Source organism: Actinopolymorpha cephalotaxi, assembly GCF_013408535.1.
Taxonomy (GTDB): domain Bacteria; phylum Actinomycetota; class Actinomycetes; order Propionibacteriales; family Actinopolymorphaceae; genus Actinopolymorpha; species Actinopolymorpha cephalotaxi.
In genome coordinates this window covers 5678400-5704708 of the sequence record NZ_JACBZA010000001.1, presented here as the reverse complement: position 1 = coordinate 5704708, position 26309 = coordinate 5678400, and the positions used below count along the sequence as shown (strand labels likewise).

At 70.6% G+C, this 26309-nt stretch carries 23 protein-coding genes; 9 read left to right on the top strand and 14 right to left on the bottom strand.

Annotated features, from left to right (window positions below):
- Positions 1-89: 89 nt before the first annotated feature.
- Genes FHR37_RS25400 through FHR37_RS25380 form a run of 5 tightly spaced genes read right to left on the bottom strand, consistent with a single transcriptional unit; the run spans position 90 to position 5799 of the window.
- Positions 90-929 carry an ABC transporter ATP-binding protein gene (locus FHR37_RS25400; protein ID WP_092885854.1) on the bottom strand — a complete coding sequence of 280 codons (840 nt, stop codon included), beginning with the start codon at positions 927-929 and terminating at the stop codon, positions 90-92.
- Positions 922-1872, bottom strand: a complete 951-nt coding sequence (locus FHR37_RS25395) for an ABC transporter ATP-binding protein (protein WP_092885852.1) — start codon at positions 1870-1872, stop codon at positions 922-924. Before FHR37_RS25395 ends, FHR37_RS25400 begins: the two co-directional genes overlap by 8 nt.
- The gene (locus FHR37_RS25390; RefSeq protein ID WP_092885850.1) at positions 1869-2801 is read right to left on the bottom strand and encodes an ABC transporter permease; all 933 of its coding nucleotides are present in this window, start codon (positions 2799-2801) and stop codon (positions 1869-1871) included. Before FHR37_RS25390 ends, FHR37_RS25395 begins: the two co-directional genes overlap by 4 nt.
- Before the next feature lie 9 nt (positions 2802-2810).
- The gene (locus FHR37_RS25385; RefSeq protein WP_092885848.1) at positions 2811-3821 is read right to left on the bottom strand and encodes an ABC transporter permease; all 1011 of its coding nucleotides are present in this window, start codon (positions 3819-3821) and stop codon (positions 2811-2813) included.
- A 10-nt stretch (positions 3822-3831) separates the two neighbouring features.
- Entirely contained in the window at positions 3832-5799 is a 1968-nt protein-coding gene (locus FHR37_RS25380; RefSeq protein WP_092885846.1) for an ABC transporter substrate-binding protein, read from the bottom strand.
- A 350-nt stretch (positions 5800-6149) separates the two neighbouring features.
- Here FHR37_RS25380 and FHR37_RS25375 point away from each other — a divergent pair, with 350 nt between their 5' ends.
- Both FHR37_RS25375 and FHR37_RS25370 read left to right on the top strand, forming a co-directional pair.
- Positions 6150-7412: a nucleotide sugar dehydrogenase gene (locus FHR37_RS25375; protein ID WP_092885845.1), complete on the top strand. Its 1263-nt coding sequence runs from the start codon at positions 6150-6152 to the stop codon at positions 7410-7412.
- Positions 7412-8539: a glycosyltransferase family 4 protein gene (locus FHR37_RS25370; protein ID WP_092885843.1), complete on the top strand. Its 1128-nt coding sequence runs from the start codon at positions 7412-7414 to the stop codon at positions 8537-8539. Before FHR37_RS25375 ends, FHR37_RS25370 begins: the two co-directional genes overlap by 1 nt.
- A gap of 19 nt (positions 8540-8558) precedes the next feature.
- Here the strand turns inward: FHR37_RS25370 and FHR37_RS25365 are convergent, their stop codons facing one another.
- The 3 genes from FHR37_RS25365 to wecB form a co-directional block, all read right to left on the bottom strand.
- The gene (locus tag FHR37_RS25365; RefSeq protein ID WP_092885841.1) at positions 8559-9014 is read right to left on the bottom strand and encodes a VTT domain-containing protein; all 456 of its coding nucleotides are present in this window, start codon (positions 9012-9014) and stop codon (positions 8559-8561) included.
- Positions 9014-9697, bottom strand: a complete 684-nt coding sequence (locus FHR37_RS25360; RefSeq protein ID WP_202818241.1) for a CDP-alcohol phosphatidyltransferase family protein — start codon at positions 9695-9697, stop codon at positions 9014-9016. The genes FHR37_RS25365 and FHR37_RS25360 overlap by 1 nt, the downstream gene beginning before the upstream one ends.
- A 103-nt stretch (positions 9698-9800) precedes the next feature.
- Positions 9801-10880 (bottom strand): non-hydrolyzing UDP-N-acetylglucosamine 2-epimerase, encoded by a 1080-nt coding sequence (wecB, locus tag FHR37_RS25355; protein ID WP_092885931.1) that lies wholly within the window; start codon positions 10878-10880, stop codon positions 9801-9803.
- Between the two features lie 258 nt (positions 10881-11138).
- On the opposite strand from wecB, the gene FHR37_RS25350 reads away from it, so the two are divergent.
- Positions 11139-12464 (top strand): nucleotide sugar dehydrogenase, encoded by a 1326-nt coding sequence (locus FHR37_RS25350; protein WP_092885839.1) that lies wholly within the window; start codon positions 11139-11141, stop codon positions 12462-12464.
- Positions 12465-12512: 48 nt separating this feature from the next.
- Here FHR37_RS25350 and FHR37_RS25345 read toward each other — a convergent pair whose 3' ends face one another.
- Positions 12513-13799, bottom strand: coding sequence for a GH25 family lysozyme (locus FHR37_RS25345; protein ID WP_237768955.1), 1287 nt, complete (start codon positions 13797-13799; stop codon positions 12513-12515).
- 725 nt (positions 13800-14524) lie between these two features.
- Between FHR37_RS25345 and FHR37_RS32730 the strand changes: the two genes are divergently transcribed.
- Positions 14525-15202 carry a sugar transferase gene (locus FHR37_RS32730; protein WP_092885837.1) on the top strand — a complete coding sequence of 226 codons (678 nt, stop codon included), beginning with the start codon at positions 14525-14527 and terminating at the stop codon, positions 15200-15202.
- Between the two features lie 15 nt (positions 15203-15217).
- On the opposite strand, the gene FHR37_RS25335 is transcribed toward FHR37_RS32730, so the two are convergent.
- Positions 15218-15820, bottom strand: coding sequence for a NeuD/PglB/VioB family sugar acetyltransferase (locus FHR37_RS25335; protein WP_092885835.1), 603 nt, complete (start codon positions 15818-15820; stop codon positions 15218-15220).
- A gap of 239 nt (positions 15821-16059) precedes the next feature.
- Between FHR37_RS25335 and cysD the strand changes: the two genes are divergently transcribed.
- Both cysD and cysN read left to right on the top strand, forming a co-directional pair.
- Positions 16060-16965, top strand: a complete 906-nt coding sequence (gene cysD, locus FHR37_RS25330) for a sulfate adenylyltransferase subunit CysD (protein ID WP_092885833.1) — start codon at positions 16060-16062, stop codon at positions 16963-16965.
- The gene (gene cysN, locus FHR37_RS25325; protein WP_092885831.1) at positions 16965-18215 is read left to right on the top strand and encodes a sulfate adenylyltransferase subunit CysN; all 1251 of its coding nucleotides are present in this window, start codon (positions 16965-16967) and stop codon (positions 18213-18215) included. Before cysD ends, cysN begins: the two co-directional genes overlap by 1 nt.
- A 552-nt stretch (positions 18216-18767) precedes the next feature.
- On the opposite strand, the gene FHR37_RS25320 is transcribed toward cysN, so the two are convergent.
- The 3 genes from FHR37_RS25320 to FHR37_RS25310 form a co-directional block, all read right to left on the bottom strand.
- Positions 18768-19946, bottom strand: coding sequence for a glycine C-acetyltransferase (locus FHR37_RS25320; protein WP_202818248.1), 1179 nt, complete (start codon positions 19944-19946; stop codon positions 18768-18770).
- A 37-nt stretch (positions 19947-19983) separates the two neighbouring features.
- The gene (gene tdh, locus FHR37_RS25315; RefSeq protein WP_092885827.1) at positions 19984-21030 is read right to left on the bottom strand and encodes an L-threonine 3-dehydrogenase; all 1047 of its coding nucleotides are present in this window, start codon (positions 21028-21030) and stop codon (positions 19984-19986) included.
- A gap of 109 nt (positions 21031-21139) precedes the next feature.
- The gene (locus tag FHR37_RS25310; protein ID WP_092885825.1) at positions 21140-21712 is read right to left on the bottom strand and encodes a TIGR03086 family metal-binding protein; all 573 of its coding nucleotides are present in this window, start codon (positions 21710-21712) and stop codon (positions 21140-21142) included.
- Positions 21713-21769: 57 nt separating this feature from the next.
- Between FHR37_RS25310 and FHR37_RS25305 the strand changes: the two genes are divergently transcribed.
- Positions 21770-22147, top strand: coding sequence for a hypothetical protein (locus tag FHR37_RS25305; protein WP_139239079.1), 378 nt, complete (start codon positions 21770-21772; stop codon positions 22145-22147).
- Positions 22148-22154: 7 nt separating this feature from the next.
- Here FHR37_RS25305 and FHR37_RS25300 read toward each other — a convergent pair whose 3' ends face one another.
- Positions 22155-23588: a serine hydrolase domain-containing protein gene (locus tag FHR37_RS25300; protein ID WP_092885821.1), complete on the bottom strand. Its 1434-nt coding sequence runs from the start codon at positions 23586-23588 to the stop codon at positions 22155-22157.
- Positions 23589-23658: 70 nt separating this feature from the next.
- Here FHR37_RS25300 and purF point away from each other — a divergent pair, with 70 nt between their 5' ends.
- Positions 23659-25149, top strand: a complete 1491-nt coding sequence (gene purF / locus FHR37_RS25295; protein ID WP_092885819.1) for an amidophosphoribosyltransferase — start codon at positions 23659-23661, stop codon at positions 25147-25149.
- Positions 25150-25216: 67 nt separating this feature from the next.
- Positions 25217-26299 carry a phosphoribosylformylglycinamidine cyclo-ligase gene (gene purM / locus FHR37_RS25290; RefSeq protein WP_092885817.1) on the top strand — a complete coding sequence of 361 codons (1083 nt, stop codon included), beginning with the start codon at positions 25217-25219 and terminating at the stop codon, positions 26297-26299.
- Positions 26300-26309 lie beyond the last annotated feature (10 nt).

The following is a 26309-nucleotide window of genomic DNA, read 5'->3' as shown; positions in this document are numbered from 1 at the left end:
CAGCTCTCGGCCGCCGCACCCGGTAGTAGCGGAGCCGCAGCCGCTCAGCTCTCGGCGGCCGCACCCGGTAGTAGCGGAGCCGCAGCCGCTCAGCGGTCGGCCGCCCAGGCGGTGTCGGGGTCGGGCACCGGGATCGAGGCGACCAGCAGCCGGGAGTACTCGTGCCGGGGGTTGTCGATCACCTCCCGGGTGTCGCCGCGTTCGACGATCGAGCCCCGGTAGAGGATGCAGATCTCGTCGCCGACCTGGTAGGCCGTGGACAGGTCGTGGGTGATGTAGAGGAACGAGATGCCGCGCTCGTCCCGCAGCCGCAGCATGATGTCCAGGATCAGCGCCCGCAACGACGCGTCCACCATCGACACCGGCTCGTCGGCGACGATCAGCCGGGGCTGGATGAGGTACGCCCGGGCCATCATCAGCCGCTGCCGCTGGCCGCCGGACAGTTGGTGCGGGTGCTTGTCCAGCACCTCGTCCCCGCGCATCCCCACCACCCGCAGGGCGTCCTCGACGAGGTCGCGGGCCTGCGCCTTCGACGTCGCCAGCCGGAAGTGCCGTACGGCCAGGTCGAACACGTGGCGTACGCGGTAGAAGGGGTTGTAGACGCCGAACGGGTCCTGGAAGATCGCCTGCACCTCGCGCCGGTAGGTGAGGAACCCCTCCTTGTCCAGGGTGGAGACGTCCCGGCCCCGGTGCAGCACCTGGCCCGACGTCAACGTGGTGAAGCCCAGGATGGCGTCGGACAGAGTCGTCTTGCCGCTGCCGCTCTCCCCGGCGACGGTGGTGATGCCGGCCGGCGTCTCGTGCAGTGTCAACGACACGTTGTCGAGGGCGGTGGTCCGGTCCTCGCCCTTGCCGTACACCTTCACCGCCGACCGGACCTCCAGCAGCGGCGGCTCGTTCCGCGCGGAGCTTGTCGTCTGGTCAGCCATCGACCGTCACCTCCAGGTCGGACGTGGCCACCAGGTGGCCGGGGGCGACCTCGACCATCGCCGGCGTCGGCCGCCGGGTGCGCAGGTCGGGTGCGCGGACGTCGCGGACCACCAGTGCCCGGCGTTCCCGGATGGACGGGATGGAGGCGATCAGGTGCCGGGTGTACGCGTGCCGGGGGTCGCGCAGGATGTCGCGTACGGAGCCGATCTCGACGATGTTCCCCGCGTACATCACCGCGATCCGGTCCACCAGCTGGGCCTGCAACGCCATGTCGTGCCCGATCAGGATCATCGAGCTGTTCAGCCGCTTCTTCACGTCCAGCAGCGTCTGGGCGACCGCCTTCTGCACCACGACGTCGAGCGCGCTGGTGGGTTCGTCGGCGATGATCACCGCCGGGTCCAGGGCGATCGCCATCGCGATGCAGACCCGCTGCTTCATCCCGCCGGACAGCTCGTGCGGGTAGAGGTCGACCACGCGGCCGGGCAGGTTGACCAGCGACAGCAGCCGGACGATGCGTTCGCGCAGCGCCTTTCGTGGCTGCCGGCCCTCGTGCGTCTCGATCGCGTCGCCGAGCTGGCGGTGTACGCGGAGCACGGGGTTCAGGGAGTTCATCGACCCCTGCGGGATGAGGGCGATGTCGCGCCACCGGCGGGCCCGCAGCTCCGCCTCCGACATCGCCAGCAGGTCGGCGTCGCCCAGCCGGACCGAGCCGCCCACCACCCGGCCGGGCGGCGTGGTCAGCCGCAGGATCGCCATCGCGACGGTCGACTTCCCCGAGCCGGACTCACCGACCAGCCCGAGCGTCTCCCCGCGGCCGAGGGCGAACGACACGCCGTTCGCGGCCACCACGTCCCCTCCGGCTGTGCGGTAGTGCACCCGCAGGTCCGTCACCGACAGCACGGGCCCCCCGGCGCTCGTCTCCGGGCTCGCGTCCGGGCTCATGCCTTCGCTCCCCGCAGCCGCGGGTTGGCCACCTCGTCCAGGCCGATCGCCAGCAGGAACAGCCCGATGAAGATCACCATCAGCACCAGGGTCGGGAAGCCCCACCACCACCACATGCCGCGCAGGATCGCCGACCCGCTGATCGCGTTGGACACGGTCATGCCGAGCGTCGGGATGCGCTGCGGCCCGAGGCCGAGCGCCTCCAGCCCGACCGCGGCCAGGATGCCGCCGGAGGTCGCGCCGATGAAGCTGGCCGCGAGATAGGGCAGCAGGTTCGGCATCATCTCCCCGAACATGATGTGCCGCGTCGGAAGCGCGGTGAGCCGGGCCATCCGGACGTACCCCTGTTCGCGCATCGACAGCACCTGCGCCCGGATCAGCCGGGTCGGCCCGGCCCAGGCGAACAGCGCCACGATCAGCGCCATCGTGGTGACGTCCATCTGCCGTACGTACGCCGAGATCACCACCAGGATCGCCAGCGTCGGGATGGTGAGCGCGGTGTCGGACAGCGTTCGGATCACCGTGTCCACGACCCCGCCGCGATAGCCGGCGGCGAACCCCAGCACGGTGCCGACCAGCATGCTGGTCACGCCCACGACCAGGCCGACCTGCAACGTGGTCGGGCCGCCCACCACCAGCAGGGCGAGCATGTCCCGGCCGCTGTTCTCGGTGCCCAGCGGATGCGCGAACGAGCCGCCCGGCAGCCAGAACGGCGGCAGGTTGAGCGGCGAGCTGGCCGCCCTGGCGAGGGTGGTGTCCCACAGCAGCCGACCGGCCAGCGTGAGGATCAGCACGCCCACGACCATGCCGGCGCCGGCGAGCAACTTGCGGTTGCGCCACGGCGACGTCGGTCGCCGGCCGGCCGGGTCGGTCGCCTCGGTGGGCTGGTCCGCCCGTTCCTGGATCTGGGTGACGGCGGTCGGGTCCATGGCCGGCCGTCACCTCCTCTCGTAGGAGATGCGCGGATCGAGCAGCGGGTAGACCAGGTCGATGATCAGCACCGCGGTGACCGTGGTGAGGATCAGGATGAACACGATCCCCTGCATCACGGTGTAGTCGGTGGTGGAGATCGCCTGGTAGAGCAGCGCGCCCATGCCGGGATAGCCGAAGAGGTACTCCACCAGCACGGTGCCGCCGACGATCCCGCCGATGCCGAGCACGAGCGCGGTGACCTGGGGCAGGATCGCGTTGCGGATCTCGTACCGGAAGAGGATGTCCAGCGGCCGCAGCCCCTTCGCGCGGGCCAGCGTGAGGTAGTCCTCCCCGGCGACGGTGACCATCATCCCGCGCATGCCGAGCGCCCAGAACCCCATGCTGGCAAGGACGATCGACAACGCCGGCAGGGTGCCGTGCTGCACCACGCTGTTCACGAACGCCAGGCTTAACCCGGGCGTCAGGTCGCCGCGGTAGCCGCCGGAGATCGGGAACAGCCGCAGGGTGAAGACGAACACGTAGATCAGGACGATCCCGAGGATGTAGAACGGGATCGCGGTGAACGTCAGCGACACCGGCAGGAACACCCGCAGCAGTGAGGGCGTACCCCGCCACGCCATCAGCGCACCGATCACGCTCCCGGCGAGGAACGACAGCGCCGTCGCGATGACCAGCAGGCCGACGGTCCACGGCAGGGCCCGCCCGATCATCGTGCCCACCTCCGCCGGGAACTGCGCCAGCGAGTAGCCGAAGTCGAACGTCGCCATGCTCTTGAGGTAGTGGAGGTACTGCACCGGCAGTGGATCGTCCAGGCCGAACCTCGCCCGCCAGGCGGCGACCAGCCTGCCGCTGCCCTCGACGTAGCCCGCCTGCGAGGTGATCCGGGTGATCATCGCCTGCACCGGGTCGCCCGGCGCCAGCCGCGGGATGAAGAACATCAGCGTCGCGCTCGCCCAGATGGTGAACAGGAACATCCCCACCCGGCGGACGACGTACCCCACGCTCAGTCCGCGCACGATCGGCTCCTCACGCCTTCACCGGGCGCAGGTGGTGGATGATCTGGTGCGCGTTCGCCCAGTCCAGCGTGGGCTGGAGGTAGTCGTTCTTCTTGGTCGCCCAGCCGGTCCAGTACGTCGTGTCGAACGCGTACAGCTTGCGGGCGTGCGCGATCGGCAGGAACGGCAGGTCACGCAGCCATGCCCGGGCGGCCTCGAGGAACGGCTTGTCCAGGCCGGGGTCGTCCAGCGGGAGGTTCGCCATCTGGTCGACGGCCTTCGTGTAGTCGGCGTTCTTCCAGCGGACCGCGTTGGAGGAGGAGGCCTTGCCGACCGGCACGACCGCCTTCGCCGAGAACAGCTGCATCGAGAACCACGGCTCGGTGACCGAGCCGCACGCGCTCCAGTCGCTGGCGGCCTCGAACTTCCCGTTGCCGAGGTTGTCGCCCCACGTGCCGATGGCGAGCTTGCGGACGGTCGCGTTGATGCCGGCCCGCTGCAACTGCTCCCCGATCACCTCGGCGTACCGCCAGATCTCGATGAAGTCGGTCGGTGCGTCGATCTGCAGCCGGAGCTCCTTGCCGCCCTTCTGGTAGTAGTCGCCCTTCCTGGTGTAGCCCTTCGCAGCGAGGATGCTCTTCGTCTTGTCCAGGTCGTGCCTGCCGATCGGGAACTCCTCGAACAGCCCCGCCTCCTCGATCTTGTCCACCCACCGCTGCATCGGCGGGTAGTTGGGGAAGAAGAACCGTGCCGGCGTGGTCGTGCCCTCGTAGGCGATCTTCACGATCTCGTCCCGGTCGAGGGCGTGGTTGAGCGCCCAGCGCATCTGCGGGTCGTTCCACGGTTCGGCGGCGTTGTTGACCGACAGCAGCCGGGTGCACGGGTCCGGCCAGGCGTACGGCTTGTCCGGCAGCCAGGAGATCACCTTCGGGTTGCGGGCCTTCAGGCTCTCGAACGCGCCGGCGGTGAGGTCGGCCACCGAGTCGAGCTGGTGGTCGGCGGCCCGGGCGACCCGGATGTCCTCGGTCTCGTTCACCACCCACTGCAGGCGTTCCGGCTTGGGCAGCGGCAGGAAGCCACCCTTGGCGCCCCACCAGTCGGCGCGGCGTTCGTAGGTGAACCTCGTCGGGCTCGCCGAGGTCAGGCGGTACGGGCCGGTGAACACCGGCGACGCCTTCTTGTCGTAGTTCTTGAACGTCGTCGGGTCCTTGCCCCGCCACACGTGCTCGGGCACGATCACCAGGCCGCTGTGGATCTTCACCGAGAAGTAGTCCAGCTGGAACCTCGGGTTCGGCTTGTTCAACGTGAAACGCACCGTCAGCGGGTCGACCTTCTCGACCGACTTCACCCACTCCTGGATCGCGGCCGCGTTGTTCAGCTCCGCGCTGCCCTTCCGCAGGAGTTCGATGGTGAACACCACGTCGTCGGCGTCGTAGGCCTCCCCGTCGGACCACTTGATGCCGTCACGAAGCTTCAGCGTCCAGACGGTGCTGGTGTCGTTCGGCTCGAACGACAGGCCCAGCCACGGCTCCGTCTTTCCCGACTCGTAGTCGAGGATGAACAACGGCTCGGCCATCGCCTGGTGGAAGCCGGCGTTGTTGCTGAACCCGGGTACGAACGGGTTCCACAGGTCCGGGCTCTGCACCCGGCCGCCGTGGTAGTCGAACACGACCGTACGGGCCCGGGCGCTGCTGCCGCCACCGCCACCGCCCGCACCGCCGCCGCCCCCGCCACCGGCCCCTCCTCCGCCGCCGGCACCCTCGCCCTCGCAGGCCGCCAGTAGTGCGGGCAGCCCGCCGGCCGCCGCCCCGGCGAGGACGGTGCGGCGCAGGAACGCCCGCCGGGAGGACGAACCGGCGTGCCCAGAGTGCTCAGGGTGCTCGGCGTGCCCCGGGTGCCCCGGGTGCCCCGGGTGCTCGGCGTGTCCTGCGTGTCCTGCGTGCTCTGCGTGTTCGAAGAGGCCGGCATGGTCCGGTCCTGTGGTGGGGTGCTGGGTCATCGCGGCGCCGGCCTTCCTCGTCGGGTGTCGGCCGGTGAGCCAGCCGTCACCGCCGGTTCTTCGCCGGAAAGACTGGGTGGCGCGAAGATCGCGGGTCAAGGGTGGGCAACCACCCTGGCCAGTCCGAGCCCGGTTTCGGCCCACAGCGGCCACACGTGGTCCGCCCCGGCGCGCGATTTCGGCGCCCGGATCGGGTGTCGGCGGGGCGGCCGCAGGATGAACGCGGCCGAGCCGTGAGATGGACAGATCTCACTGATCGGGTTTGAACGGTGACGGAAACGGTAACTTTTCCCTAACTCTCCCCGGCTCGGCGTCGTTTCGCGGCTTCGGCGGGGTACCCCCAACCTAGGGTGCGGAGCGTGCGTGACCTCGCTGTCGTTGGTCTTGGATACGTCGGTCTTCCCTTGGTCCGTGAGGCCTGCCGGGCGGGACTTCGAGTCGTCGGACTCGATGTCTCCCCCCGTGTGGTCGCGGGCCTGGCGGCCGGGCGTTCCCACATCGACGACCTCTCCGATGCCGACCTGACCGCCATGCTGGCCGCCGGGCTGACCGTGACCACCGACGCCGAGGAGGCGCTGGCAGCGGCGGACACGGTGGTGATCTGTGTGCCGACCCCGCTCGACGACGACGGCGGGCCCGACCTGGCCGCGGTCAAGTCGGCCGCGGCCACGGTGGCCGACCACCTGCGGCCGGGGATGCTGGTCGTCCTGGAGTCGACCACCTACCCCGGCACCACCGACGAGGTGGTGCGGCCGATCCTGGAGAAGTCCGGGCTGACCGCCGGGGTGCAGTTCGCGCTGGCGTTCTCCCCCGAACGCATCGACCCAGGCAACCCCACCTACGGCCTGCGCAACACCCCGAAGGTGGTCGGCGGCCACACCGTCCACTGCACCGAACGCGCGGTCGACTTCTACGGCCGGATCTGTGACCAGGTGGTGCGGGCCAAGGGCACCCGCGAGGCCGAGATGGCCAAGCTGCTGGAGAACACCTACCGCCACGTCAACATCGCCCTGGTCAACGAGATGGCGATCTTCTGCCATGAGCTCGGCATCGACCTGCGCGACGCGATCGAGGCGGCCGCCACCAAACCGTTCGGGTTCCAGGCGTTCCACCCCGGCCCCGGCGTGGGCGGGCACTGCATCCCGATCGACCCCAACTACCTGTCGTACAAGGTCAAACGGCTCGGCTACCCGTTCCGGTTCGTCGAACTCGCCCAGGAGATCAACCAGCGGATGCCGTCCTACGTCGCCCAGCGGGTCCAGGACCTCGTCAACGACGCCGGCCGGTCCGTGCGCGGGTCCACCGTGCTGATCCTCGGGGTCACCTACAAACCCAACATCGCCGACCAGCGGGAGTCACCCTCACGCCCGGTCGCCCGCCGGCTGCGCCGGATGGGCACCAACCTCGTCTTCCACGACCCCTACGTCACCGAGTGGGAGGTCGACGGGGAGCCCGTACCCCGGGTCGACGACCTCGACCACGCCCTGGCCACCGCCGACCTCGCCCTGCTCCTGCAGGACCACTCCGTCTACGACGCGCAGACCCTGTCCCGCGCACGGCTGCTGTTCGACACCCGCGGCCGGGTCCGCGACGGGACGGCCGAGGTGTTGTGATGCCCGGCCTGCGCGTGCTCGTGTGCACGGTCGTGCACCATCCGCAGGACGCGCGCATTCTTCACCGGCAGATCCGGGCCATGCTGGACGCCGGATACACCGTGACCTACGCCGCGCCCTTCTCGGCGTACGCCACCACGGCCTGGCCGGAGCTGACGGCGATCGACCTGCCCCGGGCGCTCGGCCGGCACCGCTCCGACGCGCTCCGCGCCGCCCGCCACGTCCTGCGCACCCACGGGGCGGACGCCGACGTGGTGCTGCTGCACGACCCCGAGCTGCTGCTCGTCCTGCCCGGGCTCGACCTGCCCGGCGCCGTGGTGTGGGACGTGCACGAGGACACCGCCGCGGCCCTGGTGGCCAAGAGCTGGCTGCCCGGCCCCGTGCGCCCGATGGCCCGTGCGGGCGTGCGGATGGTCGAGGACTGGGCCGAACGCAACCTCCGGCTGATCCTCGCCGAACCGGGCTACCGCAGCCGGTTCCGGCGGATCCACCCGGTGGTGCCCAACACCACCTACGTACCCGAGTCCGCGGCGCCGACCGGTGCGAACCGGGTCGTCTACGTCGGGCACCTGTCGGTCGCCCGCGGCGTCGACGTGATGCTCGACGCCGCGCGGCTGCTGGCCGGCAGCGGCCTGGACGTCGACGTGGTGGGCCACGCCGACTCCTACTCCCGCCGGGCGCTGGTCCGCGCCCAGCAGGAGGGGTTCCTCCGCTGGCACGGCTACGTCCCCAACGACAGGGCGCTGGCCCTGGTCGACGGAGCCCTGTGCGGCCTGTCGCTGCTGCGCGACCTGCCCAACTACCGGCACTCGATGCCCACCAAGGTGCTGGAGTACATGGCGCACGGCGTCCCCGTGGTCTCCACCCCGCTGCCGGCGGCGGTGTCCCTGACCCAGGTGAACAAATGCGGGCTGCTGGTCCCCTTCGACGACGCCGAGGCCACTGTGTCGGCCATCCTCCGGCTGCGCGACGACGCGGAGTTGCGGGCCTCGATGGGCAAGCGCGGGCACGCGGTGGCGCGTACCGGCTACCACTGGCCGCAGACCGCCCGGGAGTTCCTGATGCGGCTGGAGGCCTGGGCGGACGCGGCCCGGCCGCACCAGTGCATCACCCTCGGCACGCTCTGAGCTCCGATCCGCTCCGCCTTCACAGCAGGGCCTTGATGATCCCCAGCAACGAGGCGAACCGCAGCAGCCGGCCGACGAAGCCGACCACCACGAACAACGTGATCGGCACCCGGAGCTGCCCGGCCACCACCGAGACCACGGCGAACGGCGGGAACCCGAGCGCGGCCGAGACCAGCAGCAGCACGCCCGCCAGCCACGGGCGGCCACCGATCCGGCGCTGCCAGGTGAGGAACGTCTGCTGCCACTTCGGCGACTCGGTCTTCTTGCGCACCCAGCTCCACCGCAGCGAGTTGCGGCCGATCATGAAGTACGCCACCTTGCCCACCATCTGCCCGCCCGCCGCCGCGGCGGCGACCAGCCAGATGGACTGGCCGGTGAACGTCGCGGCCACCGCGCCGACGTACGCCTCGGCGTTGATCAAGGGGATCAGCGCGGACGCGATGCAGTAGCAGAACGTCGCGGCGAGCAGGCCCATCAGGCAGCTCGTTTCGCCCGGCCGTCGCTCGGCTCACCGGCGTCACTCAGGTCGCTCGGTGCCTCGTCCGCCCGCGGAAGCGGCAGGCCGAGCCGGTTGAGCCGGACCAGCGACCAGATCTTGACCGCGAGCAGGCACAGTGCCACCGCGGTGCACAGGGGTACGGAGTGGGTGACCACCATCAGCAGCGCCACCGCCGAGGAGTTGGCGGCCTTGCCCGGCTTGGACCAGTTGGCCAGCCAGATCGGCCGGTCGACCAGGTAGAAGTAGTTGGGGCTGCGCAGTGGCCAGGCCAGGAACGCCAGTGACACGAACGTGTCCACGACCGCGAACTCGAGCAGGAAGACACCCACCGGCAGCGCCATCGCCGGCTCCAGCCAGACCAGGCCGACGTAGAAGGTGCCCGCACACAGCCGGTCGCTCACGATGTCGAACACCGCGCCGATCCGGGTCTCGGTGTCGGTCAGCCGGGCCAGGGCGCCGTCGGCCATGTCGCCCACCCAGTAGACCGCCAGCGCGACCAGCAGCAGGGTCAGCGACCGGTCGTACGCGGCGTACAGCCCGAGGCCCACCGAAACAACGGTGCGGACGAAGGTGACGACGGTGGCGCCGGTCAGCAGGCGTTCGGCCTCGGGGCGTTGCCAGCCGCGCTCCGGGCGGGCCGAGGTGGTCATGGTCGCCATCAGTCCCACCCCCTGCGGCACAGCCCGCGACGTCGTAGGGCCACACCATAACGGGTGATCGACAACGAACCGCGCGTGCCGGACCTACGGGACCGAGGGGAGGTCAGTCCGCCTCCAGTGCCTCGACGGTTCGGCGTGCGGCCTGCCCGTCGCCGTAGGGGGTGCCGCGTTCCCCGGCCGGGGCCGGCCGGGCGGCCAGTTCCTTGACCTGGGTGAGGTTCGGGTCGAGGACGTTCCAGCCGCCGGCCAGCGTCTCGGTCCACTCGGTCTCGGTACGCAGGGTCGTGCAGGGGACGCCGAGCAGGAACGCCTCCTTCTGCAGGCCGCCGGAGTCGGTGACCACGCCCCGTGAGCCGAGGACGGCCCGCACCATGTCGGGGTAGGTGAGCGGCGGAAGGACCCTCAGGGACGGCCGCGCCAGGTCGATGCCGAACTCCTCGCAGCGGGCGACCAGGCGGGGATGGGCGAGCAGGGCGACCGGAAAGTCCAGCCCGGCCAGCGCGTCGACCACGGCGGCGAGCCGGTCCGGGTCGTCGGTGTTGTCGGCGCGGTGCACGGTCGCCACCAGGTAGCCGGCGGGGTGGCCATGGAGATCGGCGCCGAGGGCGTCGCCGAGTTCCGCGGGCAGGGGAGTGCCGGCCACCGCGTCGCGTACGCCGAAGCACACGTCGGTCATCACGTCGCCGACCAGGACCGAGCGGCCGGCCAGCCCCTCGTCGGCCAGGTGGCCCATGGCCGTGCCGGTCGGCGCGAGCAACAGGTCGGCGGCGTGGTCGGTGAGGACGCGGTTGTGCTCCTCGGGCATCCGCCGGTTGAACGACCGCAGGCCCGCCTCCAGGTGCGCGACCCGCAGGTGCTGCTTCACCGCCGACAGCGTGCCGGCCAGGGTGGAGTTGGTGTCGCCGTACACCAGCACCCAGTCCGGCCGCCGCTCGGCCAGCACCGGATCGAGTGCGGTCAGCATCGCGCCCGTCTGGGCGCCGTGGGTGCCCGAGCCCACGCCGAGGTGGACGTCCGGCGCGGGTATCGCGAGGTCGGTGAAGAACACCTCCGACATCCGGCTGTCGTAGTGCTGGCCGGTGTGCACGATCACGTGCCGGTGGCCGGTCGCGGCGAAGGCGGCGGCGACCGGGGCGAGCTTGACGAACTGCGGGCGGGCGCCCACGACGCTCAGCACCGTCAGCCGCCGCCCCGAGTGCCCGGGCTGCTCGGGCTGCTCGGGGTTCTCCGACCGCCCTGGCTGTCCTGGCTGCTGTGGCTGTTCGAATCGTGTGGTCACTGGGGCTCCTCGTGGTGTGAGCCGGCTCCTCGAGGAGACGCCGGGCGACATGACCGGAACGTTAGCGGCGTGTCACACTCCGTACCAGACTTCGCGGCAGGTTACCCTGGCCAGCGACCCGCCGGAGACCCTCGGATCCCTTCCCAGGAAGACGTGTTGCCCGTGAAGATCACCGTTGTCGGCCTGGGCAAGATCGGCTTGCCCCTGGCCGTCCAGTTCGCCGGTAAGGGCCACAGTGTCACCGGCGTGGACACCAATCCGCGCGTCGTGGAGTCGGTCAACGCCGGCATCGAGCCCTTTCCCGGCGAGGCGGAGCTGGACGTACGCCTGAAGCAGGCGGTGGCCGACGGCGCGCTGACGGCCACCTCCGACTACTCCCGGGCCGTTCCGCAGGCGGAGTACGTCGTCGTGGTGGTGCCGCTGTTCGTCGACGACGAGGGCGTTCCCGACTTCGGCTGGATGGACTCCGCCACCACCGCGATCGCGGCCCACCTGCGGGCCGGCACGACCGTGATCTACGAGACGACCCTGCCAGTGGGCACCTGCCGCAGCCGCTGGAAACCCGCGCTGGAGCAGGGATCGGCGCTCACCGAGGGCACCGACTTCTGGGTGGTCTTCTCACCCGAACGCGTCCTCACCGGTCGGGTTTTCGCGGATCTGCGGAAATATCCGAAGCTGATCGGCGGGCTCGACCCGGTAGGCGCCGATCGGGCACGGGCGTTCTACGACGCGGTCCTCGACTTCGACCCGCGCAACGACCTTCCACGGCCCAACGGCGTGTGGGACCTGGGGTCGGCCGAGGCCGCCGAGCTCGCGAAGCTCGCCGAGACGACCTACCGCGATGTCAACATCGGGTTGGCAAACCAGTTCGCGCGGTTCGCCGAGGCCAACGGCATCGACGCGCTCGCCGTGATCGACGCGGCCAACTCCCAGCCCTACAGCCACATTCACCGTCCGGGCATCGCCGTCGGCGGGCACTGCATCCCGGTCTACCCACGCCTGTATCTCTGGAACGACCCGGGAGCGACCGTGGTGCGGGCCGCCCGCGAGGCCAACGCCGCGATGCCGGCGTACGCCGTGGAGGTGCTGGCGCAGACCTACGGCGACCTGTCCGGTGCCCGCGTGGTGGTGCTCGGCGCCGCCTACCGGGGCGGGGTCAAGGAGACCGCGTTCTCGGGCGTGTTCGCCACCGTCGCCGCCCTGCGCCGCAGGGGCGCCCGGGCGGTGGTGCACGACCCGCTGTACGACGACGACGAACTGGCCGCGCTCGGCTTCACCCCGTACCACCTCGGCACGCCCGTCGACGCGGCGATCCTGCAGGCCGACCACCCGGACTACCGCGCGGTCGGGCCGGCCGACCTGCCCGGAGTGCGTGCCCTGGTCGACGGGCGCGCGGTCACCGACGAGAGCCGCTGGGCCGGGGTGCCCCGCCGGGTGATCGGCGTCGCGCCGGCGGGTGACCCGGGCGAGTCCGCCGACCGGAGCTGACCACTCGACGTCGAGTGCGGTCGGCTCCGGTCGGGCCGACGCGGGTGGTCAGCGCGGCCAGCGCTGGTTGGCGAAGGTCTTCAGGTCCGCGAGCGATCCGTTGAAGTAGTTCTTGTCGATCGGCGTCTCGGTGTACTGCCAGAAGGTGTGGCCCTTCTGCCAGCCGCCCGGCATGGGGCCGGGCTCGGGGTTGTAGCTCGCGATCCACAGCGGGTTGCGGCCGAACGCCGTGCTGTTGCCGACGCACTGCTGCCACCAGGAGCCGTTGGTGTAGATCACCGGGAGCCGGCCGGTCAGCCGCTTGTACTCGTTGCTGAAGTCGCGGACGAACGTGACGATCTGGCCAGGCGACAGGTCGTAGCAGGTCGACACCCCGACCGCCTCACCGAACTCGATGTCGAGCTCGCCGGGCAGGGTCTTGCCGTCGGGCTTCCAGTCTCCGCCGTTGGCGACGAAGAACCGGGCCTGCTCGGCGCCGCTGGACTGGTCGGGCCGGCCGAAGTGGTAGGTGCCGTGCAGCATGCCGACCTTCGCCGACCCGTTGAACTGCTGGTCGAAGAACGGGTTCTTGTAGGTCGTGCCCTCGGTGGCCTTGACGTAGGCGAACTTGAAGCCCTGGTCCCGGTAGTACGGCCAGTCCACGTTGCCCTGGTGGCTGGCCACGTCGATGCCGGGAGCGCCGCGGGTCAGCCCGCGCGGCTCCCACCTGGTCTCCGACGCCTTCGCCGTGGTCTTCTTCGGCGCCTTCCTCGCGACCTGCGCCTTCTTCGCCGCGGCGGCCTTCTTCGCGGCTGCAGCCTTCTTCGCGGCGGCGGCCTCGGCTCTGCGGAGTTCGGCGACCCTGCGTTCCGCGGCCTTCTTCACCGCCGCCGCCCGCGCGACATGGCGTACCGCCGCGGCGTGCTGTCGGGAGGCGACCCGCAGGGCGTTCACCGCCTGCTTGAGGTCGGTCACCTCAACCGTGCCGGTGACGACTCCGTCGGGTGACGGCGGCGGGAGTGGCCGGGCGCCCTGCTGTCGCGCGGCGACGGCCTCGGCGCCGGGCCGGTAGCGGGCCAGATAGTCCGGACCGCCGAACGCCTGCGGCGACATCCGCAGCCCCGGGATACCGGCCAGGTCGCCGTCGGTCCGTACCCCGGCCGCACCTGCCGGGCCGGCCGGGCCGGCCGGGCCGGCCGCTCCGATGGACGTGCCGGCGTACGAGGGGGTGGCGACGCCGAGGGTGAGCGCGGCGGCGCCGACCAGGGTGACGGCGCTCCGGGTGAGGGACGAACGGCGCGAGCGGGGACGGGGCCGCTCGGTGGGATGGCTGCGCGCGGATGCGGAAAGCCGCACTGAAAACTCCTTCGTTCGGGTGCGCGTCGTTTCGCACGGGCCACCCGTTCGAGGAGAGATCTCTTACGAATTCCTCGGATTCGCTGCACACCGGACAGCGGTGTCGATGCCGTTGATGTGCGGACATGTCGGAGGCCGTGCTCGTTCGTGACGGCTTTCGGCCCCCGTGGCCGTGCTGCATTGTGCGCGATTTTGATGAGAGCTTTCAAATGCTCGTCCCGGCATGCGGAAGCGCAAGGCGGGAGCAAAGAGGAATGTCGTGACGATCTCGCCGTCCGGCAGGCGTCGACGGCTATTCAGGAACTGATCTTCGAATTCCGTGGCGGTCGATCTCCGACGGCGAAAGCCCAAGCAGGTAAACGATCTTCGCGCGCATGGCCGAGCTCGCGGCCGAGCACCCGGGCCGAGCCGTTATCGCCGCGTTTGTCGCACACAACAGGTTTGTCGTGGACAGCATTCGGAGATCTCTTCTGGGCATCGACGGTCACGTCTCCGGGTATCTCCTGCGACGTGAGAACGCCCACAGATCTTCGCATCGGCGAGTCAGCGCGGTGGTCTCGCGAACGGCCCGGACAAATGTCCGAAACATTGTCCTGTCCGTACCGACCGGTATCCGTTCGTATCGCTTCCTCGTCCGTTTCCTTCGCTACCGAAAAAGGCGGCGGACGCCTGTCGTGCGGCGGTCACCGGAAAAGGCGCGGTGGTTTGTCGCCGATGGGAGTGCTGTGAGAAACCAGGTGGCACGAGGGATCAAGCGGGCCTTCGACATCGGGGCGGCCCTCGCGGGGCTGGGTGTCCTCTCGCCGCTGGTCCTCGCCATCTGGGTGGTGGTCCGCTGGCGGCTCGGCTCGCCGGTGCTCTTCCGCCAGCAGCGCACCGGTATGCACGGCAGGTCGTTCTCGGTCCTGAAGTTCCGCACGATGACCGACCGCCGCGACCGTTTCGGCGACCTGCTCCCCGACCACCGGCGGCTCACCCGGCTGGGCCGGCTGCTGCGCGCGCTGAGCCTGGACGAGATCCCGCAGCTGGTCAACGTCCTGCGTGGCGACATGAGCATCGTCGGCCCGCGACCGCTGCTGCGGAAGTACGACCTCTGGTACACCGCGCACGAACGCCGCAGATTCGACGTCCGTCCCGGCATCACCGGGCTGGCCCAGATCGCCGGCCGCAACACCGTCAGCTGGAGCGCCCGGCTCAGCCTGGACGTGGAGTACGTCGAGCGGTGCTCGCTGTGGTTGGACCTGCGGATCGTCCTGGCGACCGTGAAGATCGTGTTCACCCGTGAGGGCGTCGTCGTCGACTCCCGCGCGTTGATGTCGGACCTGGACGAGGAACGCGGCGAGGCGCTGACCGACGAACTCGTCCTGGACGCGAAGGCCCGCCGGCTGCTGCGTGCCGGCTGATCTTCGGCCGGCGGCTCAGCGCGCGTGCGGCCGGGCCGGAACGCCGACCACGACGGTCCGTGCGGCCACGTCCCTGGTGACCACCGCTCCCGCGCCGACGAAGGCGCCCGCGCCGACGGTCAGGCCCTGCCGCACGAACGCGTTCGAGCCCACCGTCGCGCCGGTGGCGAGATGCACCGAACCGGCTACGTTGGCGCCGGGCAGGACCGTGGTGACGTCGGACAGCCGGCAGTCGTGGCCGAGAGTGGTGTTGTAGCTGATCTGTACGTGCCGGCCGAGGACGCACGAGGACGAGACGTACGCCATGGCGAGGACGACGCTGCCGGCGCCGAGGACCGTCTCCGGGCCGATCACCGCTCGGGGGTGCACGATCGTACGGGGGGTCAGCCCGCGGCCCTCGAGTCCGGCCGACAGCCGGGCCCGCGCGTCGGGGTCGGAGATCGCCACCACGAAGTCGTCGTCGACCTCGTCCGGGTGGACGACCGGCAGGCCGCGGGTCTTCTCACCCGCGAGCGCGTGGTCACAGAACATCACCGGCTCGGTACTGTCACCGGCGGCGAGTACCGCGTCGTAGGTCTCCCGGCCGAAGCCGCCCGCCCCGACGATGAACAGCGTCATCTCGCGTCCCTCCCGAGCTCATGCGTACTCCCCGTCAGTTACCGTCGGGCCGGCCTGCCGCTCGGGTGTCCAGGAGCCCCTCGATGTCCAGGATCCGGTGATGCGAGTGGGTTCTCGCAGGGGTGCAGGTAGCATCGCTGCGTTCGCCCAACGTTCCCGACCGATTCCCGACCGATTCCGAATTTGCTGCCCGCGGTGGTCCGCCGGAGGACCCACCTCGACGACCACCTGGTGGTGTTATGCCCCTCGACTACCGCTTGTCCCACCTGCAGGCCCTCGAGTCCGAATCCATTCACATCATTCGTGAGGTGGCCGCCGAGTTCGAGCGGCCGGCGCTGCTGTTCTCCGGCGGCAAGGACTCCTGCGTGATGTTGCGGCTGGCCCAGAAGGCGTTCTGGCCGGCCCGCGTCCCGTTCGCGCTGCTGCACGTCGACACCGGGCACAACTTCACCGAGGTGATCGAGTTCCGCGACCGGCTGGTCGCCGAACTCGGTGTACGCCTGGTGGTCGGCTCGGTCCAGGAGGCCATCGACGAGGGCCGGATGACCGAGCGCCCCGGCCAGAGCCGCAACCCGCTGCAGACCCAGGTCCTGCTGGAGACGGTCGAGAAGCACAACTTCGACGCGCTCATGGGCGGAGCGCGCCGCGACGAGGAGAAGGCCCGGGCGAAGGAACGCGTCTTCTCCTTCCGTGACGAGTTCGGCCAGTGGGACCCCAAGAACCAGCGCCCCGAGCTCTGGAACCTCTACAACGGCCGGATCCACCCCGGTGAGTCGATCCGTGCGTTCCCGCTGTCCAACTGGACCGAGCTCGACATCTGGCAGTACATCTCCGACGACCACGTAGAGATCCCGTCCATCTACTTCGCGCACCGGCGCAAGGTGTTCGAGCGCGACGGGATGCTGCTCTCGGAGTCGGTACACCTGGCCCGGCGGGAGGGCGAGGAGTTGCACGAGGCGACGGTGCGGTACCGCACGGTCGGCGACATCTCCTGCACCGGCGCGGTGGAGTCCACCGCCGCGACCGTGGAGGAGATCATCACCGAGGTGGCCACCAGCCGGATCACCGAGCGCGGCGCGACCCGCGCCGACGACCGGGTGAGCGAGGCCTCGATGGAAGACCGCAAGCGGGAAGGTTATTTCTAGTGGATCTCCTGCGCTTCGCCACGGCGGGCAGCGTCGACGACGGCAAGAGCACCCTGATCGGGCGCCTGCTCTACGACTCCAAGGCGATCTTCGAGGACCAGTTGGAGTCCGTCGAACGCACCAGCCGCGACCGGGGGTTCGAATACACCAACCTCGCGCTGCTGACCGACGGCCTGCGCGCCGAGCGCGAGCAGGGCATCACCATCGACGTGGCGTACCGCTACTTCGCCACCCCCAACCGCAAGTTCATCATCGCCGACACCCCCGGGCACATCCAGTACACCCGCAACATGGTGACCGGCGCCTCCAACGCCGACCTCGCCCTGGTGCTGGTCGACGCGCGCCACGGTCTGGTCGAGCAGACCCGCCGGCATGCGTTCCTGGTCTCGCTGCTGCGGGTGCCGCACCTGGTCGTCTGCGTCAACAAGATGGACCTGGTCGACTACGACCAGGAGGTGTACGAACGCATCCGGCAGGAGTTCCTGGGCTTCGCCACCAAGCTGACGACCCCCGACCTGCAGGTGATCCCGATCTCCGCGCTCGCCGGTGACAACGTCGTCGAGCGGTCGACCAACATGCCGTGGTACGACGGCCCGTCGCTGCTGCACCACCTGGAGAACATCCACGTCGCCAGCGACCGCAACCTCCAGGACCCCAGGCTTCCGGTGCAGTACGTCATCCGCCCGCACTCCGACGACTACCACGACTACCGCGGGTACGCCGGTCAGGTCGTCGGCGGGGTGCTCAAGCCGGGCGACGAGGTGATGGTGCTCCCGTCCGGGATGACCTCGCGGATCAAGCGCATCGACACCGCCGACGGCCCGGTCGAGGAGGCGTTCTCGCCGATGTCGGTGACGGTGCTGCTCGAGGACGATCTCGACGTCTCCCGCGGCGACCTGATCTGCCGTCCGCACAACAAGCCCACGGTCGCGCAGAACCTCAGCGCCATGGTCAGCTGGATGACCGACGCGCCGCTGAAACCCGGGCAGCGGATCTACGTCAAGCACACCACCCGCACCGCGCGGGCGATCGTCAAGAAGCTGCACTACCGGCTCGACGTCAACAGCCTTCACCGCGACGAGAGCGCCGGCCAGCTCGGCCTGAACGAGATCGGGCGGGTCGACCTGCGGGTGGCCCAGCCGCTGTTCGTCGACGACTACGCCCGCAACCGGCAGACGGGCGGCTTCGTCCTCGTCGACGAGGCCACCAACGTCACCGTCGGCGCCGGCATGGTGATGAACGCCGACTAGGCGTTCAGGACTTGGGGCGGGGTTCGGGTCGGTTCGAGCCGGATTCCTCCGCCGGGATTCTTCCGCGGAAGAATCCCGGGCTCTCGCGATCGCGTGCCGCTCCCCGGCCCGGGGCTGGGCCGGAGCGGATTCTTCCGCGGAAGAATCCGCGTGCCCCTGCGACGTGGTTGGTGTTCCGGTGAAGCGTGAAAGGTGCGGGTGGCCAGAGCCCCCGTCGGTCTTCACGCTTCCGGTGCGGGCCGGCGGGTCCGCGCGAAGCGTGAAGGCTCGCGGTGGTCACAGCCACCGTCGGTCTCCACGCTTCGGTACGAGCCCGAGCCCGAGCCCGAGCCCGAGCCCGAGCTGGCGTCGCGGTTCGGACACCCATTCGACTCCGTGAGCATCCCCGGTCGCTGTTGACAGATCCGCGTGCCGAGCGATTCGCCCGCCTACGTCGGGCGGGTGGATCGGCGGATTCTTCCGCGGAAGAATCCGGTGCTCTGGCGGTGGCCACCCCCAGAGCACGAGCCCGTGGCGGCCAGGATTCTTCCGCGGAAGAATCCGATCGCCGACCTAGCCGACCTGGCCGACCTTGTCCCGGGCCTGGGCGAACGCCGAAGCGGCGTGCTCGAGGTCCTCACGGGTGTGCGCGGCAGAGACCTGTGTACGGATCCGGGCCGTCCCGTGCGGCACGACGGGGTAGGAGAACGCCGTGACGTACACGCCGAGGTCCAGCAGCGCCGCGGCCATCCGGCCCGCGAGCACCGCGTCCCCGAACATCACCGGAATGATCGGGTGCTCGCCCGGTAGCACGTCGAAGCCCTCGTCCTCCAGCCGCTGCCGGAAGAACGCGGTGTTGTCCCGCAGCCGCTGCCGCAGCTCGTCGGAGGAGTCCAGCAGGTCGAACACCGCGATCGAGGCGGCCGCGATCGCCGGGGCCAGGGAGTTGGAGAAGAGGTACGGCCGGGACCGCTGCCGCAACAGCTCGACGATCTCGCCCCGGGCGCTGGTGTAGCCGCCGCTGGCCCCGCCGAGCGCCTTGCCCAGCGTGCCGGTGAGGATGTCCACCCGGTCGGCCACGCCGTGCAGTTCGGGCGTACCCCGGCCGTGCTCGCCGACGAAGCCGACCGCGTGGGAGTCGTCCACCATCACCAGCGCGCCGTAGGTGTCGGCGAGGTCGCAGATCTCGCGCAGCGGGGCGAGGTAGCCGTCCATGGAGAAGACGCCGTCGGTCGCGATCATCTTGAAGCGCGCGTCCGAGGCGTCCTTCAGCTGCGCCTCGAGGTCGGCCATGTCGCGGTTGCGGTAGCGGAACCGGCGCGCCTTGCACAGGCGTACGCCGTCGATGATGGACGCGTGGTTGAGCGCGTCGGAGATGATCGCGTCCTCGGGGCCCAACAGGGTCTCGAACAGCCCGGCGTTGGCGTCGAAGCAGGAGCTGTAGAGGATCGTGTCGTCGGTGCCGAGGAACGCCGAGATCCTGGCCTCCAGCCGCTTGTGCAGCTCCTGGGTGCCGCAGATGAACCGCACCGACGCCATCCCGAAGCCCCACTCGTCCAGCCCGGCCTTCGCCGCGGCGATGAGGTCGGGGTGGTCGGCCAGGCCGAGGTAGTTGTTGGCGCACAGGTTGAGCACGCGCTGCCCGCCGGCGACGCCGACGTTGGCGTTCTGCGGTGTGGTGAGCGGGCGCTCGTCCTTGGCGAGCCCGGCCGCCCGGATCTCGTCGAGCTGGGCCAGCAGGTGGTCGCGCATCGTGTCGGCCATGTCAGCCAAGTCCGTCCTTCCGGGGTCAGCTCCCCGCCGATGGGTCCTGTCTCCAGTCGAGGATCACCTTGCCGCAGTTGCCCTCGCGCAGGGTGGCGAAGGCCTGGTCGTACTCGGTGACCGGGAACCGGTGGGTCACCACCGGCGAGATGTCCAGGCCCTCCTCGACCAGCACCGACATCGCGTACCACGTCTCGTACATCTGCCGGCCGTAGATGCCCTGGATGGTCAGCATGGAGAGTACGACCCGGCTCCAGTCGATGCTGATCGGCCCGGACGCCAGGCCGAGAACCGCGATCCGGCCGCCGTGCGACATCGAGTCGACCATCGCCGGCAGCGCGCTCGGGTGCCCGGACATCTCCAGCCCGACGTCGAAGCCCTCCTTCATGCCGAGGTCGGCCTGGACCTGCGGGAGGGTGGTGCGGGAGATGTCGACGGCCGCGGTGACGCCCACCTTGCGGGCGAGTTCGAGGCGGTACGGGTTGACGTCGGTGATCACCACTTTGCGGGCGCCGGCGTGCCGGACGACGGCGGCCGCCATCAGCCCGATCGGGCCGGCGCCGGTGATCAGGACGTCCTCGTTGACCACCGGGAACGCCAGCGCGGTGTGCACGGCGTTGCCGAACGGATCGAAGATCGTGGCCACGTCGAGGTCGATGTCGCCCGGGTGTTTCCACAGGTTGCCGGCCGGCAGGGTGAGCCGGTCGGCGAACGCGCCGGCCCGGCTGATCCCCACCCCCTGGGTGTGCGCGCACAGGTGCCGGCGGCCGGCCATGCAGTTGCGGCAGCGACCGCACACCAGGTGACCCTCGCCGCTCACCAGGTCACCGACCGCCACCCGGTCCACGCCGGCGCCGACCTCGATCACCCGGCCGACGAACTCGTGGCCGACCACCAGCGGGACGGGCACGTGGGTTCGGGCCCAATCGTCCCAGTTCATGATGTGCAGGTCGGTGCCGCAGATCCCGGTCTGGAGTATCTGCACGAGCGCCTCACCGGGACCCGGCTCGGGTTCGGGGACCTCCTCCAGCCACAGTCCGGGCTCGGCCTTGGCCTTCACGAGCGCGCGCATTGCTTGTCTCCGCTGCTGGTGTGTCGTCCCGGTGTCGTCCCGGTGTGGTGGCCGGGGCCGGGTGGTGCGCTGTCGGGCCGCGGTCGGGGTCGCCGGCCGGGCCCACCGGTCAGGGCCGCCGCCCGACCAGGGCGATCAGTTGGTCCTGAATGTCGTCGGAGGCGGTACGGACCGGCGGCGCGAGCATACTGCTGCCCTCCCACTGGGGCACCCGCACCGAGGCGTACTCCCAGACGTGCCGCACCGAGCGGGGGTCCAGCCGGTCGTCCAGGCCGGCGCCCCGGGCCAGGTCCCAGGCGTGCACCACGAGGTCGGTCAGCATCTGCTCGGCGTACTCCTCCACCGAGGTGTCGCCGAACGACAGGTGAACGGTGTCGTCGTCCTTTGCCGCCTCCCACGCGGCCAGCGAGGCGGTGACGGCGGTGTCCCAGGCGGCGACCGGGTTCTCGCCCAGCACGTCCCCGTCGTAACGGTCGCCCACCTGCTCGACGGTCTCGCCGCGCAGCAGGTGCGGTGCCCACAGGTGTTCGCCGACGAGGTGGTTGACCAGGTCGCGAACCGACCATTCGGTGCAGGGGGTGGGCGCGGTCCAGCCGTCGGGGGGTACGCCGTGCACGCGGGCGCCGAACTCCCTGGCGGCCGCGGGGATCAGGGTCCGTGCGGAACCTTGTGTCATCGTCATCTGAATGACCTCCCGGTGACGCTGGCGAGTCGGGCGGCTACCTGCTAGCGTTCGAACATGCTTTCGAATGCCTCTCGCGTGGCGCCGGGCGGACTCGACGAGATCGACGCGGTAGCCCTCGGCCAGGCCGGCCTGCAGGCGCTGGCGCTCGCCGGCACGGCAATCCTCGCACGCTATGTGACCACCGAAAGTCACGCTGACGGAATGACCGAACTCGAGGGTGTGGTCCCACACCCGCAGTGGGCCATCCTGATGCGGGCGATCAGCGCCTTCTCCGAGCCGGCGCGGGGCGACGGCGCGGCCCGCGGGGAGTTCGGGGAGCCCGATCCGGGCGACCGGCAGGCGGCGGCGCTCGCCGCCATGTGCCGGCGCGCCCGGACCACCATGACCAGGGAGCACCAGATGGCGCCCCGTCGCAACCAGGGTCTGTCCTGATGCGGGTTCACTCGCCGTGCGTGCCGCCGTCGGTGCTGGTGGACCCGGTCCACCCGGCCGGGTGCACGCCGCCGGGGATCGGTGCGTCGAGGTCGTACGGCTGCCGGCTGTACACGAACGTCGCGATGTCCAGGTGGGTCACCCGGCCGTCGGGGCCACGGCCCACCCGCAGCGTCTCCCCGGCGTAGTAGCCGTCCAGCCCGGTCCAGGTGCCGTCGGCGTTCGGCCGGAACCGCGACGCGCGGCCGCCCTCGCCGAGGGGACGTAGGTCGAGCATCCCGTCCCGCCCGGCGCGCAGTGCCGAAGCCATCGGGCCCCAGTACCACGGCCCCACCAGTTCCAGCGTCCCCTCGGGCAGGTCCGGCACCGGCGTCCACTCCGGTGTCAGCCGGGGCTCGCGCGCCTCCACCACGTCGATCAGGTCCGACACCAGGCCGAGCGGCCGCAGCCCCGAGGTCGTGTTGCCCAGGCAGACACCGCCGAGATTCTGCTCGACGTCGACGTACAACCCGGCGAGAAAGCCCGGCATCGAGCCGCCGTGGCCGACCAGGGTGCGCTCACCCACCCGCAGCACCTGCCAGCCCAGCCCGTATCCCGCCGTCCAGGTGGGTGCCTGCTCCACCGCGTGCGGCTCGCGCATCTCCGCGAGCGTGTCCGGGCTGAGCACGCCGCCGGTGTCCCCGGCCACGAACGCCGCCCACCGGGCCAGGTCCGCGACCGTCGACCACAGCTGCCCGGCCGGTGCCATCGCGCCCGCGTCCTCGTCGGGTTCGGGGAGTACGACGTCGGCCCACGGGTGCACGGCGAACCCGGAGGCGTGCGGCTGCAGCGGTGCGTACGTCGTACGCCGAAGCTCCAGCGGCTCCAGCACCTCGGTCCGCAGCGCCTCCCACCACGAGCAGCCACGATGCCGGGCCACCACCTCGCCGAGCACGCCGAAGCCCAGGTTGGAGTAGTGGAAGCGGCGGCCGGCCCGGTTCCTGGCCGTCCCGGCGTTCAGCGTCTCCACGAGGCCGGGCCACTCCGCTCCCGGCGTGCGCTCCCACCAGGGCCCGTTCGTCTCCGCCTGCAGGCCGGACACGTGCGCGAGCAGTTGCGCCAGCGTGCGGTCGCCGAACGGCGTACCCGGCACGTGCCGGTCGAGCGGGTCGGCGAAGTCCAGCCGGCCCTCGTCGCGCAGCCTGGCCACCAGCACCGCGGTGAACGTCTTGCTGATCGACCCGATCCGCGACTGCGTGCCGGCGTCCGGGCGGGCACCGCCGACCCGGCCGCGGCCGCCGCTCCAGGCGAGCACCCCGTCCCGCATCACCCCGGCGGTGAGGGCGGGAATCCGGCCGGTGGACTGCTCCAGGGCGACCCGCCGCAGCAGCTCCGCTCCGGTCTCCGGCCGTACGGGCTCGGCGTCGGACGGGACGGACTCGACATCTCGGCGCTCTGGCATCCGCCCAGGTTATGGCGGCCGGACGTACGCCCCGCGCGGGCCGCCCGGGACGCGTGGTTAGACTCGGACCGTGCCGGGCGGCGACGGACTGCTCTCATTCGACCTTCATCCCGACGACAAGACCCCCAAAGATGCCTGTGGCGTCTTCGGAGTCTGGGCGCCCGGGGAGGAGGTCGCGAAGCTTACCTATTTCGGGCTCTACGCCCTGCAGCACCGCGGCCAGGAATCAGCGGGCATCGCGGTCAGCAACGGGCGCCAGGTGCTCGTCTACAAGGACATGGGCCTGGTCTCCCAGGTGTTCGACGAGGCGATCCTCGAGTCGCTGGTCGGGCACCTCGCGGTCGGCCACTGCCGCTACTCCACGACCGGGGCGAGCGTGTGGGCCAACGCCCAGCCGACGTTCCGATCGACGAGTGCGGGCGGGCTGGCCCTGGCCCACAACGGAAACCTCACCAACTCGGCCGACCTGGTCGAACTCGCCGCGAAACGGGCGGCCGAGGCCGACCTCGCCGAGTCGCCGGGTGACCGGGGCTCGACCAACGACACCGGCCTGATCACCCGGCTGCTGGCCACCTATCCCGACCGGCCGCTGCTGGACGCGGCCCAGGCGGTGTGTGCGGAGCTGCGGGGCGCCTTCTCGCTGGTGTTCATGGACGAGGACACGCTGTACGCCGCCCGCGACCCGCAGGGCATCCGCCCGCTGGTGATCGGCAGGCTGGGCGCCGGCTGGGTGGTCGCGAGCGAGAACGCCGCGCTGGACATCGTGGGGGCCGAGTTCGTCCGCGAGGTGGAGCCGGGCGAGGTGGTCGCCCTGGACGGCGACGGCGTACGCAGCCGCCGGTTCGCCGCCGCGGAGCCCAAGGGCTGCCTGTTCGAGTTCGTCTACCTCTCCCGCCCCGACACCAGGATCTCCGGGCGTTCGGTGCACGAGACCCGGGTCGAGGTCGGGCGCCGGCTGGCGCGGGACTTCCCCGTCGAGGCCGACCTGGTGATCCCGGTGCCGGAGTCGGCGACGCCGGGCGCCATCGGGTACGCCGAGGAGTCCGGCATCCCGTACGGCCACGGCCTGGTCAAGAACAGCTACGTCGGCCGCACCTTCATCCAGCCCAGCCAGACGCTGCGCCAACTCGGCATCCGGCTCAAGTACAACCCGCTGCGCGAGGTGATCGAGGGCAGGCGCCTGGTGATGGTGGACGACTCGATCGTGCGCGGCAACACCCAGCGGGCGCTGGTCAAGATGCTCCGTGACGCGGGTGCTGCCGAGGTGCACGTCCGGATCGCCAGCCCCCCGGTGAAGTGGCCCTGCTTCTACGGCATCGACTTCGCCTCCCCCAAGGAGCTGATCGCGGCCGAGCAGACCGTGGACGAGATCTGCGCCTCGATCGGCGCGGACTCCATCGGCTTCATCTCGCTGGAGTCGCTGACCGAGGCGAGCAGCGTGCCCGCCGACCGGTTGTGCCGGGCCTGCTTCGACGGCAACTACCCGGTGCCGATCCACGAGGCCGCCAGCCGGCACGGCAAGTTCCAGCTCGAGGTCGTGGGCCCGGCCGCGGGTAACTGACCCGCCGGCCGTACCCCCACTTCCACGTTTCGTCCGTGAGCCGCATCCGAGGAAAGGACACCGGACAGTGACCCAGTCCGCCGAACCCACCAGCGGGCAGACGCCGGGGGCTTCCTACGCCGCGGCCGGTGTCGACATCGAGGCCGGTGACCGGGCCGTCAGCCTGATGCGCACCTGGGTGGAGAAGACCCGGCGGCCGGAGGTCGTCGGCGGGGTCGGCGGCTTCGCCGGGCTGTTCGACGCCTCGGCCCTGCGCGGCTACCGGCGCCCGCTGCTGGCGACCTCCACCGACGGAGTGGGTACGAAGGTCGCGATCGCCCAGGCTTTGGACAAGCACGACACGATCGGCTTCGACCTGGTGGGGATGCTGGTCGACGACCTGGTGGTGTGCGGCGCCGAGCCGCTGTTCCTGACCGACTACATCGCCTGCGGCAAGGTCGTACCCGAACGCATCGCGGCCATCGTCAAGGGCATCGCCGAGGCCTGCGTGCACGCCGGCTGTGCCCTGGTGGGCGGGGAGACCGCCGAGCACCCCGGGCTGCTGTCGCCGGGAGAGTACGACGTGGCCGGCGCGACCACCGGAGTGGTGGAGGCCGACGAACTGCTCGGCCCGGACCGGGTGCGCGCCGGCGACGTGGTGGTGGCGATGGCCTCGTCCGGACTGCACTCCAACGGCTACTCGCTGGTCCGGCACGTACTCGCCGCGACCGGCCGCGATCTGACCGAGCACGTGGACGACCTCGGCCGCACGCTCGGGGAGGAACTGCTGGAGCCGACCCGCGTCTACGCCAAGGACTGCCTGGCGCTCAACCGCGAGGTCGACGTGCACGCGATGTCGCACATAACCGGCGGCGGGCTGGCGGCGAACGTCGCCCGGGTGCTGCCGGCGGACGTGGATGTCGAGATCGACCGGTCGACGTGGACACCGCCGCGGATCTGCACCCTGGTCGGTGAGTGGGGCCAGGTCGAGCAGCCCGAACTCGAGCGGACGCTCAACATGGGTGTGGGCATGGTCGCCCTGGTGAACGCGAACGACGCCGATGCCGCGGTCGGCGTACTTGCCAACCGCGGCATCCACGCGTGGATCGCCGGGAATGTGCTCGCAGGCGAGGGTTCAGCGCATCTCACGGGCAGCCACGGAAGAAGCTGACCGCGATGAG